At 64.1% G+C, this 11,904-nt stretch carries 10 protein-coding genes and 1 pseudogene; 8 read left to right on the top strand and 3 right to left on the bottom strand.

All coding sequences use genetic code 11. The annotated features are described in order from the left end of the window. The 8 genes and pseudogenes from A2J02_RS28145 to A2J02_RS08760 all read left to right on the top strand — a co-directional run. On the top strand, positions 1–409 hold a 409-nt coding region (locus A2J02_RS28145; protein ID WP_197477979.1), incomplete at its 5' end, for a hypothetical protein. 67 nt (positions 410–476) lie between these two features. After that, positions 477–1,892 carry a phytoene desaturase family protein gene (locus A2J02_RS08790; protein WP_068049361.1) on the top strand — a complete coding sequence of 472 codons (1,416 nt, stop codon included), beginning with the start codon at positions 477–479 and terminating at the stop codon, positions 1,890–1,892. A gap of 42 nt (positions 1,893–1,934) precedes the next feature. Further along, positions 1,935–2,987, top strand: coding sequence for a YihY/virulence factor BrkB family protein (locus tag A2J02_RS08785; RefSeq protein WP_068049360.1), 1,053 nt, complete (start codon positions 1,935–1,937; stop codon positions 2,985–2,987). A 54-nt stretch (positions 2,988–3,041) separates the two neighbouring features. Then, the gene (locus A2J02_RS08780; RefSeq protein ID WP_068049358.1) at positions 3,042–3,473 is read left to right on the top strand and encodes a GNAT family N-acetyltransferase; all 432 of its coding nucleotides are present in this window, start codon (positions 3,042–3,044) and stop codon (positions 3,471–3,473) included. Between the two features lie 258 nt (positions 3,474–3,731). Then, entirely contained in the window at positions 3,732–4,418 is a 687-nt protein-coding gene (locus tag A2J02_RS08775) for a DUF3159 domain-containing protein (RefSeq protein ID WP_068049357.1), read from the top strand. A 78-nt stretch (positions 4,419–4,496) separates the two neighbouring features. After that, a complete protein-coding gene (locus A2J02_RS08770; protein ID WP_068049355.1) occupies positions 4,497–5,213 on the top strand; it encodes a MerR family transcriptional regulator in 717 nt (238 codons plus the stop codon). 39 nt (positions 5,214–5,252) lie between these two features. Then, complete coding sequence (locus A2J02_RS08765) at positions 5,253–6,821, top strand: alpha/beta hydrolase (RefSeq protein ID WP_068049353.1); 1,569 nt, start codon at positions 5,253–5,255, stop codon at positions 6,819–6,821. 22 nt (positions 6,822–6,843) lie between these two features. Next, a pseudogene (locus A2J02_RS08760) lies at positions 6,844–8,726 on the top strand (alpha/beta fold hydrolase). Here A2J02_RS08760 and A2J02_RS08755 read toward each other — a convergent pair. The 3 genes from A2J02_RS08755 to A2J02_RS28140 form a co-directional block, all read right to left on the bottom strand. Further along, the gene (locus A2J02_RS08755; protein ID WP_082898713.1) at positions 8,716–9,462 is read right to left on the bottom strand and encodes an EAL domain-containing protein; all 747 of its coding nucleotides are present in this window, start codon (positions 9,460–9,462) and stop codon (positions 8,716–8,718) included. The pseudogene A2J02_RS08760 and the gene A2J02_RS08755 overlap by 11 nt on opposite strands. 312 nt (positions 9,463–9,774) lie before the next feature. Then, positions 9,775–11,358, bottom strand: a complete 1,584-nt coding sequence (locus A2J02_RS08745; protein ID WP_068049348.1) for a GMC oxidoreductase — start codon at positions 11,356–11,358, stop codon at positions 9,775–9,777. A gap of 78 nt (positions 11,359–11,436) precedes the next feature. Next, positions 11,437–11,904, bottom strand: a 468-nt coding sequence (locus tag A2J02_RS28140) for a TetR family transcriptional regulator (protein ID WP_068049346.1), incomplete at its 5' end; no start/stop codon positions are given.

Here is an 11,904-nt window from a genome sequence, read left to right as displayed (position 1 = left end):
AGCCGCTGTCGACGACGCCGCCGCAGTGTTGATAGACCGCATCCACGAGAAATCGGTCGCCGCCACCTGGCCGGGCACCCCACTCGAGCAGCTGCAGACGTTTCTTCGCATCGCGGCAGAGAGCATCTACGACTCCCCGCGAACACACGTCCTGTTCCGGAATCTGGGAGTACCGAAATCCGAGGGTTCGGCAGAACGGTGGCACGACAGTTTCGTCGTCGCGATCTCCCAGTTGCTCCGCGCCGCCGCAGACGCACACCAAATCGACAGCGACACAGACGTACTCGCTGCCGCCCATTTGCTCACGGGCGCCATGCGCGGAATACACACTGCGGTGTTCGAAGGCGGGGATGCCGACACCGCACTGAGCTTGGTCGAGAGGGTTCACCTCTTGGTCCCACCCCGATGAGCGAAGGTCAGCCGATGTACCGAGCAACTCAGAGCCACCGCACCGTCACCGACGCGGTGGATCGACCGTGACCACGGCGACGGTCGTCGGATCGGGTCCCAACGGTCTCGCGGCTGCGGTGACGCTGGCGAAGGCAGGCGTCGAGGTGACGGTCCTCGAGATGGCCGACACGGTCGGCGGCGGCACCCGAACCTCCGAGCTGACCCTGTCGGGAGTGCTGCACGACGACTGCTCGGCCGTGCACCCGGTGGGCGCGGCGTCACCGTTCTTCGCCAGCCTCGATCTCGAGTCCCACGGACTGACGTGGAAGTATCCGGAGATCGACGCGGTGCAACCCCTCGACAACGGCAGGGCAGGGGTGCTGTATCGGTCGATCACCGAGACCGCTGCCGGACTCGGGGTCGACGGCGCAGCCTGGCAACGGTTCTTCGGGCCACTGTCGGATCGCTTCGACGACCTGACAACCGACTTCTTCCGGCCACTGCTGCATGTTCCGCGGCACCCGATCACGTTGACCAAGTTCGGCCTCAACGCCCTGGCACCGGCGACGCTGACCGCCCGCCGGTTTCGTACTCCCGAGGCGCGCGCGTTGTTCTCCGGTGTCGCGGCCCACGCACTGTATCCACTGACTCGGCCGACCACCTCCGCCGTCGGAGTCATGATGATCGCGGCCGGTCACAAGTACGGGTGGCCGGTGGCCGAAGGTGGCTCACGCGCAATCAGCGATGCACTCGTGTCGATCCTCACCGAACACGGCGGGAAGGTCGAGACCGGCGTCAGAGTGACTCGACTGCAACAGATTCCGACGAGCGACATCGTGATGCTCGACCTCTCACCCACCGCAGTCGCCGATATCGCAGGCGACGCCCTCCCCCGGCGAGTGGCACGACCCTACCGTCGGTGGCGCTACGGACCCGGTGCGTTCAAGCTCGATCTCGCCGTCGAGGACGGTATTCCCTGGACCAACGACAGTGCCCGACGCGCCGGAACCGTCCATCTCGGAGGCACTTTCGAGGAAGTCGCCGCCGCGGAACGTGATGTGCACCGAGGCGTCATGCCGCGAAAGCCGTTCGTACTGCTCGGCCAGCAATACTTGGCCGACCCCACCCGCTCGCAGGGCAACATCCACCCGATCTGGACCTACGCCCACGTCCCCAACGGATACACCGGCGACGCCAGCGAGGCGATCATCGATCAGATCGAACGATTCGCGCCGGGGGTTCGGAAACGCATCGTGGCGCGGGCAGTCCGCTCGACCACTCAGATGCCCACGTACAACCCCAACTACGTGGGCGGCGACATCGTCACCGGATCCAACGATCCGGGCCAGGTGGCCTTGCGCCCGCGCGTGAGCGTCAACCCGTACTGGACCGGCATCGACGGGGTCTACATCTGTTCTGCGGCAACACCTCCGGGCGGAGGAGTACACGGTATGGGCGGCTACAACGCAGCGCAGGTGGCGCTGCGTCGACTCGCGAAGTAGCCGACTCTGTTTTCATCGACAGTAGCCGGGTATGCGCTCCGGATGGCCGACCAAGCAACCGATCCCGCACCCACCGAAGCCGACCCCGATGATCCCCGCAAGGCAGACTCACCTGCCGATCTGACCAAACCCTCGTGGATCTACGTACTGAAGCAGACGGCTCGTGAATTCTCTCGGGATCAGTGCACCGACCTGGCAGCCGCGCTGACCTACTACGCCGTACTGTCCCTGTTCCCCGCGATTCTGGCCATCGTCTCGTTGTTGGGTGTGTTCGGGCAGGGACAGGCAACGGTCGACGGCGTACTGCAGATCGTCGGCGATCTCGGACCCCAATCGGCGGTCGACACCCTGCGTGAACCGATCGAACAGCTGGTGCAGGCACCCACCGCGGGCTTTGCATTGATCGTCGGCATCGCCGGTGCGCTGTGGTCCGCGTCCGGCTACGTCGGCGCATTCGGCCGCGCGATGAACCGCATGTACGAGGTGGACGAGGGCAGGCCCATCTGGAAGCTGCGCCCGGTGATGCTCCTGGTGACGCTCATCGCTCTGGTGCTCATTGCCCTGGCCGCCGTCATGCTGGCGATCAGCGGGCCCGTGGCCAAGGCTGTGGGTGACGCCGTCGGACTCGGCGACACCGCACTGACGATCTGGAACATCGCTCGCTGGCCACTGGTCCTGATCGTCGTGGTGCTCGCCGTCGCGATTCTGTACTACGCGACGCCGAATGTGCAGCAGCCCAAGTTCAAGTGGATCAGTTCCGGTGCCGCGGTGGGCATCATCGTGTGGATTCTGGCGACCGTCGCATTCGGCTTCTACGTCGCGAACTTCTCCAGTTACAACAAGACCTACGGCTCACTCGCCGGTGCCATCGTGTTCCTGCTCTGGCTCTGGATCACCAACTTGGCCTTGCTGTTCGGAGCCGAACTCGATTCCGAACTCGAACGTGGTCGTCAGCTCCAGGCGGGAATCGTCGCCGAGAAGCGACTCCAACTGCCGCCGCGAGACACACGGGTATCGGACAAGAACGACGAGAAGGATGCGCAGGCCGTCGAGCAGGGACGCAAACTGCGCGAGGAACACAACCCGCAACAGTGATCCAGTGTGTTCACCGTGCGAGGATCGTTCTACTCCCCTGACGAAACGGACCTCATGCCCGCCCTCCACCATGCTCCGCTTACGGGCGTAGACCCGAGCACCCTGTACCGCATCATGGCGCTTCGGGTCGCGGTCTTCGTCCACGAACAGAAGATCGTCGACGAGGCCGAACTCGATGGTGCGGACCTACTTCCGACAACGGAGTTGTTCTGGATCCAGGACGAGAGCGGCGAGGTGCTGGCCACCCTTCGCGTCCTCGTCGACGACACGGTCCACATCGGCCGCGTCGCGACCGCGACTGCGGGTCGTGGACGCGGTTATGCCGGCACCCTCGTCGAGGCCGCGCTGGCGGCATACCCCGGGGTGGTCGAAATCTCCGCGCAAGCGCACCTCGAAAAATGGTACGAGCGTTTCGGATTCACTCGAGTGGGAGAGCAATACCTGGAAGCGGGAATCCCGCACGTGAAAATGGTTACCCAGGTCTGAACTGCGTAGTGCGAATGGTGCTCCACTGCAGAAGCCCGAAGCGTGAAATCCCCCGGTTCGGGGCGGCGAGTGGAGCGTGGTGTGCTCGAACGTGAGGGCCACCCACCTGGTCTTCACACTGCCTGAACATGACATCCGTCATGGCCGGCCGATGATGTTGTAATCCGATTCGATGTTTGTGTGCACTGTTGTGCCCCGGTCGCCGAGACGACAGTAGGGGAAGCAAGAGCGAACCGAAGCATCGACGAGGAGGGCACCATGAACACGCCGGAATCGACATCGGCCGACAACAACGAGACGCAGACAGTTCCCGGTGGCAAGACCACCGAAAAGGTCAATGCCACACAGCTTCTGCTCGACAGCCTCGGCGGAACAAGTGGAATGATCTACACCGCCGTTCCGGTCGTGGCATTCGTCACCGCCAATGCCCTGGTGTCCCTTCCTATCGCCGTCGGCGTCGCGATCGCCATCGCGCTCGTGATCACTGTTCTCAGGGTCAAGCGAGGCGAGCCGATCGCGCAGGCCAGTGGCGGACTACTGGGCGTCGTCGTCGCAGGCGGTATCGCCGCCTGGACAGGGTCGGCAGGCGGCTACTTCCTTATCGGCATCTGGCTGAGCCTGGCCGGAGCAGCGCTGATGCTGGCCTCGATACTCGCCCGACGACCGTTGACCGGAGTGCTGTGGAATGCGCTGCACGGCAACGAGTACGCCTGGCGATCCAATCGCTCGGTCATCCGCGCCCACTACATCGCGACGGCGACATTCGCCGTGTTGTTCGGCGCCCGCTACATCGTTCAGGACTGGTTGTACGACACCGACGCCACGGGTTGGCTCGCGTTCGCCCGGATCGCAATGGGCACCCCGTTGCTCGCGCTGGCAGTTCTCGTCACCGTCTGGGCGTTCCGTCGCTCGACAGCGCAATTGGTTCACTCGAACCCCGCGTAAAGACGAATTGGCCCTTGACTGTGCCGTTAGGTCACAGTCGACACTGATTCCGACCTGATCGAACCGGAGGAGAGCGACATGGGCTGGAGCACTCGGCAGATAGCCGATCTCGCCGGCACCACCCTGAAGTCGGTGCGGCACTACCACGATGTCGGACTACTCGATGAGCCCGAGCGTGCCTCGAACGGCTACAAGCAGTACGGCGTCACACATCTCGTACGGCTGATGCAGATCAAACGCCTGACCGACCTGGGATTCTCGTTGGCCGACATTGCAGCTCAGGGTGATGGGCGCGACCATCCGGAACAGGCGCTGCGCACCCTGGATGCCGAACTCGGCGCAACGATCGAGCGTCTGCAGCGAGCACGGTTGGAAATCGCGATGCTTCTCCATGAATCCCTTCCGACCGATCTGCCACCCGAACTCGGCTCCGCTGCAGCACATCTGACAACAGCAGACCGACAATTCATCACCTTCGCCAGCACGGTACTGAGCCCGACGGCCCTCGACGCCTACTGCGACCTACTTCGGTCCACTCCGCAGCTGCCCACAGACCCGGAGTTCGACGACCTCCCGGCCGACGCCGACAGCGCCACCACCAGGGATCTGGCGGAACGAATGGCCCCGCATGTTCGTCAGCTGGCGGCTCGTTTCCCGGCATTGTTCGCCGACACCGACGGCGACAGACAACGGGTGACTCGCGCACTCTCCGTCGCCGTGGAAGACCTGTACAACCCCGCCCAACGCGAGGTGCTGCGACAGGTGGCGGCACTCAACGCCACCGATCCCGAATAGAACGTCATCACAACGCAATTCGACAGGAGTCGACCGACCATGCCCCTATTCGCCAACAGGAGAGCGAAACTCTTCGCTGCAGCGTCAGCGTCGATGCTGCTGCTCGGTGCCTGCAGCCAGTCGCCGCCGGAACCGGACGCAGACTCCGAGCCGTCGGCCGATCTGCAGCAGTTCTACGACCAGAGCGTGGCATTCGAGCCGTGTGAAGGCTACGGCACCACCACAACCGACGAGCAACTGTTCGCCAGCGATCCCAGTTTCGAATGCGCCCGCGTGGACGTGCCACTCGACTACGAGAACCCGGATGGGCGCACGGCGCAGATCGCGTTGCTGAAAGCACCCGCCCGAGGCGAGAAAGTGGGCTCGCTCCTGCTCAACTCCGGCGGACCGGGCGGGCCTGGAATGAGCATGGCGGCGTCAGGTGCGACGGCGACGTGGGCGCAGAGCCCGCTGACCGAAAAATTCGATCTGATCGGATTCGATCCCCGCGGCGTCGGTGCGTCCACCCCGGCCATCGACTGCTTCACCGATGAGGAGTACGAGGCAGGACAGGCCTACACCACGGTCCTCACCGGCTCGAGGACCCTCACCGAGGACGGTGCACGGCAGCTGGTGAGCCAGTGCTCCGAACGATCGGGGGGCGACGACGTGCTCGAACACGTCGGCACCCGCGACGCTGCCCGCGACATGGACATTCTCCGGGCCGTGCTCGGCGATGACACCCTGAGCTACCTCGGTCAGAGCTACGGGACACGCCTCGGTGCGGTCTACGCGGAGATGTTCCCCGAGAACGTACGCGCGATGGTTCTCGACGGCGGAATAGATCCGGGGCAGGGCACCGCAGAACGCAGGATCTATCAATACACCAACTTCCAGAAAGCATTCGACGACATGGCGGCGGCATGCGCGAGCGCCCCGGACTGCCCGCTGGGCACCGATCCGAGCCAGGCTGTCGAGAATTTCCAGCAGATCGTCAGACCGCTGATCGACAAACCGATCGTCACCGGCGATGGCCGCATCATGGACTTCGACGCCGCGTACGGTGCCGTGATCGCTGGGCTCTACGACTCCACGGCATGGCCCGTCATCACCGAGGGAATCGCCGAACTGCAAGCAGGACAGGCCGATACGCTTCTGAAGGTCAACGACATCTTCGGCGGACGGGACGCCGACGGCACCTTCCCGAACTTCCCCGAGGCGCTGTACGCGATCAACTGCATGGACGAGCAGCGCAACACCGCAGAACAAGAAGTGGACCTCAAGAGGCAGATCCAAGAGATAGCACCGTTCACCGACGCAGGCCTCGGACCGGAGGGCGCACGCGACCCCTGCGAATTCTGGCCTGCAGAGCCGACTCTCGACATCCCGTACGCCACCGACGTCGACGGACTCCCCGACACCCTGACCATCTCGGTGACCGGCGACCCGTCCACCCCGTACGAGGGAGGCGTCAACCTGGCGAATACCTTGGGCGGCTCGCTGCTCACCGTCGACGGCGAACAACACACCGTGGCGTTCGGTGCAACGAGCCCCTGCGTCAACGCCATCGTCGCGAACTACCTCGTCGACCTCCAATCCCCACCGGCCGACGCCCGCTGCGCTCTGTAGCAGCCGAACGAAAGGACGAATCATGACTGCACCCCCACTGATCTCGGTCGAGGACTTCTTCGGCCCACCTGTTCGCTCCGGTGCCACGATTTCACCGGACGGCAGCAGGATGGCGTTTCTCGCGCCGTGGAAGAACCGTCTGAACGTGTGGATCGAGGACCTGTCGCCCGGCAGCGAGCCACGCTGCGTCACCGCGGACGAGACGCGCAGTGTGCACGATTTTCAGTGGACGGACGACCCCCGCTGGCTGCTGTATCTGCAGGACACCGGCGGTGACGAGAACCACCACGTGTTCCGCGTCGACCTGGAGGATCCCGATGCCGCGGCAGTCGATCTGACGCCGTTCCCCGGTTCCCGCGCGGTGGCCATCGAACCCGTGCGGGGCAGGGCCGGGGTGTACACCGTCCTGATCAACGCCAGGACCCTCGCCGAGTTCGACCTGTACGAAATCGAGATCGCCACAGGTGAACTGACGATGATCCGGCAGAGCCCCGGCGTCGGCCGGTATCCGATGCTCGGTACCGACGGCCAGGTGTTCGCCACCGCGATGACCACGGCCGGCACCATCGACATCACGCGGTTGGACGAATCCGGCGCAGAAACCACGGTGGCGTCGTTCGACGGCACCGACTACCCGCTGGGCATCAGTCCGATGCAGATCACCGCGGACGGTACCGGCATGTGGCTCGGTTCCAACCGAGGGCGCGACTTGGCCTATCTGATCCGCCTCGACCTCGAAACCGGCGAGGAGACCGTCGTCGACAGTCACCCGACACTCGAACTCGACGGTGCGCGACGAGCCGTCGAGCAGACCTCGCCACCGCTGATCTGCGACAGTGCAACCGGCGAGCTCATCGGTGTTCGCTACCTCGGCGAACGCCAGGTGATCCATGCACTGGAACCGGGTTTCGCGGAAATCCTGAAGAATCTCGAGCAACTGTCCGACGGTGACATCGGAGCACTGTGCTCCGATGACACCGGTCAGAAGTGGATCGTCAGCTTCGTCCACGACCGCGACCCGTCCGTCACCTACTACTACGATCACGCCACCGGATCGAGTCGCCAACTGTTGCGCCCCTATCCACATCTGGATCCCGAGAACATGGCCCCGATGGTGGCGGTGAACATTCGGGCGCGTGACGGTCTGACTCTGCCGTCGTATCTCACGCTTCCGGTGGGCGTGGAACCCAAGGGTCTACCGATGGTTCTGGTGGTGCACGGCGGTCCCTGGTATCGGGATTCGTGGAAATTCGATCCCATCGCGCAGATGTTGGCGAATCGCGGGTATGCGGTGTTGCAGGTCAACTTTCGCGGATCGGTTGGATACGGCACAGCGCACACGAACGCCGGGGTCGGTGAATTTGCGGGCGCGATGCACGACGATCTGATCGATGCGGTGGACTGGGCGATCGAGGCTGGGTACGCCGACCGCGAGCGAGTGGCGATCATGGGTGGTTCCTACGGCGGCTATGCGGCGCTGGTGGGCGCATCGTTCACTCCCGACACGTTTGCCGCGGCGATCGACTGCGTCGGCATCTCGGACCTGTCGAACTTCATGCGGACCCAACCGGCCTTCATCGGTCCGGGAATCATCAACAGCTGGCACCGCTTCGTCGGCGACCCCGCGATCCCGATCAGCTGGCCGACATGCTGGCACGGTCACCGATCTCGAAGCTCGACGCGATACGCGCGCCTCTGCTGATTGCGCAGGGTGCCAACGATCCTCGGGTCGTCAAGGCAGAATCGGACAATGTCGTCGAGCGCCTGAGGTCGCGTGGCGTCGACGTCGACTACCTCGTGTTCGACGACGAGGGCCACGGATTCGTCAATCCGGAGAACAGTATTCGCTACTACCGTGAGGTGGAGAGCTTTCTTGCCGAGCACCTCGGAGGCCTCAGTCTGTAGTGAACCGATCCACCGCTGCAGGGCGACCCAGCCGATAGCCCTGCAGCAGATCGGCTCCGATCGATGTTGCGGCGTGGAGATCGTCGTCTGTCTCGATACCCTCGAACACACAGCGAGCATGGGTCTTTCGTGCAAACTCCAGGATGAGTTCGGCCACCGCTGTTTTGGTCGGGTTGGTGCCCATCTCGTGCACAACGAACGCGTCGAGCTTGATGACGTCGGGTTCGAGCAGCACCAGTCGCCGCAGACCCGCATAGCCCGAGCCCACATCGTCGACGGCGATGTCGACGCCGCCGCGTCTGAGCTCCGCCAATGCCGCCAGCACCCCCACCTCGTAGTCGATGGTGGCGTGCTCGGTGATCTCCACGATCAGGTGCCGTCGTTGTCCGAATTCCACGAGGTGGCCCACCAACCCAAAGTCGGCCACTAGTGTTGCGGCACAGAGATTGACGGCGAGAAACGATCCGCGCGGAAGCTGAGCGGACTCCTTCAGCGCATTCATGACAGCAGACGTGTCGAGAGCTGCCCCGAGTCCACAGTGCACGGATTCGGCAAACCAGCTCTCGGTTGTGCCTCCGCCGTCCGGAAAACGCGACAGAGCCTCGTATCCCTCGATCGCGCCGTCGAGCGCGCGAACGATCGGCTGAAACACGATCGTCGGGCCACCCGAGTCGATGACAGCCCGGATGCGACGCGACGCGTGTCGCCGGTGAGAGGCGTCCCTAATCGGTAGCACGGGCCCGCAAGGGTACGACCGAGCAGAGCGTCATCGACACTGCATTCTCTCTGATCGACCTGCTTGCCGCCGAGGGATCGGACTCTCCGAAACCGAGAAGGAGCGCGTGCAGACGCGTCTCGTCCCGTGGCCAGGTGAGGCCGAATGCGTCGGCAACGGCGAGATAGTCGTTCACCCGTTGCTCAACGCTCAGGGCACCGACAATACGGTTGCGCCGAAGGAACTCTCGCATTGCCCGCCATCGCCACCGGTCGGCGATCAGCCGAAAGCGCATGCTGCGATACGGGTGCATCGGTCTCTTTCTTCCGGGTGTCAGATGACGGTGCCGAGGTCGCGAGCAACGATGTTATCCAGAGCTCGTTCGGCAAGCGCGGCGATGGTCATGGACGGGTTGCAGGCCGCGGTGTTGCCGGGCATCAGCGCACCGTCGAGCACGTACAGTCCGCGTTGCCCGTGGACGCGGCCGTCGAGGTCGCACACCGGGCCGATGTTGGCCCCGCCCAACGGATGCCAGGTGGACGGGAACAGCGCATTGGTGTCGGTGAGAATGCTGCCGGTCCCGGCGATGCGGCGTACCGTCGGATCGATGGACCCGTCCTGAATGACGGAGTCGCCGTTGGCCGGCCAGTGGAGATGGGCCTGATCTCGCGCCGAGTCGTAGCCGAAGTGACCACGGCCGTTGCTGACTCCGTATCCGACCAGCATGGTGCTGCGGGCATCGACTCCCAGTGGCGGTATCGATGCCTGGATGACGGTGTGGGCAGTGCGCGGGTCGTCCCAGTTCAAGCTGCCGAACACCACCGGACCACCCTGCGGTGTACCGAAATTCTGCTCGATGCTGGACCACACGTAGATGCGATCGGCGTTGGTGCCCCAGCCCTGACCCAGCTGGTCCGGCAGATCGGGAACGGCCCCGGTGGCGCTCGCGCGAACGAGCATCTTGGTGGTGTTCAGGCTTCCCGCGGCCATGATCAGTGCACCGGTGGTGAGAATCTTGTTCTCCAACACCGTTCCGTCGGAATCGATTCGGTCCACGTGGACGATCCAGCGGCCGTCGGCGGCGCGCTCGACATGCGTGACGTTGTGCTGCGTCGCCACGGTGGCCAGGCCGGTCGCCTCGGCGGCTGCGATGTAGGTGACGTCGACAGAATGCTTGCCGCCGTTGTTGACTCCGAACGCACCGGTCCCGTCGGTGTAGGACGGCGTCATCACCCCGCGGGTCTCGTCGAGGGCATAGTTCCAGTCGATCGGCATCGGAATCTTCGACACCGGCAGTCCCGCCCGCCGCGCATTGTCCGCGAACACCCGCGCCGCTCGGTAATTGGGAGTGTCGATCAACTCGTCGGGGGCTTGCGCGAGCTGCAGCATTCGCGCGACGCGGGGGTAGTGGACTGCGTTCAACCTCGTCCAGTCGAGCTCGGCCGGAAAGTGTGCCTCGAACACCGCCCGCGACGGCTGCAAGCTCATCCCCTGATAGATCAGGGATCCACCGCCCACACCCGCGGCGCACAGCGCGGTCATGTTGTCTCCGGGAACGGCCTCGAGCAGTCCGACGTACGGATCGAACGGAACCGGCCTGCCGAACAGGTTGGGGCTGGAGCCGTACCACAGCATCCTCTTGTCCGGCGCGGTCGCATTGGGGAAGGTATCTGCATTCGGCCCTGTGGGCCAACGTCTTCCGCGCTCGAGCACCAAAACGGGAATGCCGGCCTCGGCCAGCCGCAACGCTGCGACGCCACCGCCGAATCCGGAGCCGATCACGACCACCCGATGGTCTTCCCGGGTGAGCGGAATGCGAGTTCTGACCCCTGCCCGGGCCACCCCGGTACCCGCGACTGCGGCCAGGCCGGCAACTGCAGTTGCGCCCAGAAATGACCGACGATTCAGATTCGACACGTTCCCCCCAGGGTTGCGGACAGCACGCATCAAGACTCAAGTCACACGCGCGCCGTGCAAAACTAGACAGATGTGTCCTCAGGTGTCAAGTTTTGGAGGCTGAGCAAACGGCAGAACGGGAATCAACCACCGCTCCAGGTAGCGACGCAAACCGTCGTCCTCGTGAATGGCGGGGTCGTCGAACAGGATGACCGACAGCGCGACCCGTACGAGGACTCCGTCGATACCGTCGAACTGCGCGGAATCGAATCCTGGATTGCGCTCGACGTATCCGTCGAGGAACTGACGAACCACCGGTAGCGCACGCTCCATCATGTCCGCGTCGAACAGCGGATTCGCATTGCCCGAGCGCAGCAACGAATTCAGAACCGGTTCGCGCCGAATGAGATGGCGTGCGGCGACGATCGTCTCGACGATGAACTGCGTCGGAGTCTCGGCCTGATCGGCCTTCTCCCGTATCCCACCCATGACATCGACGACCAGTCCGATCATGGCCTCGGAGATCATGTCCTCGCGGGTGGTGACGATCGAGTACACCGTCTGACG

It is taken from the genome of Rhodococcus sp. EPR-147, assembly GCF_001647185.1.
Taxonomy (GTDB): domain Bacteria; phylum Actinomycetota; class Actinomycetes; order Mycobacteriales; family Mycobacteriaceae; genus Rhodococcoides.
This window is presented reverse-complemented; position numbering and strand designations above follow the sequence as displayed.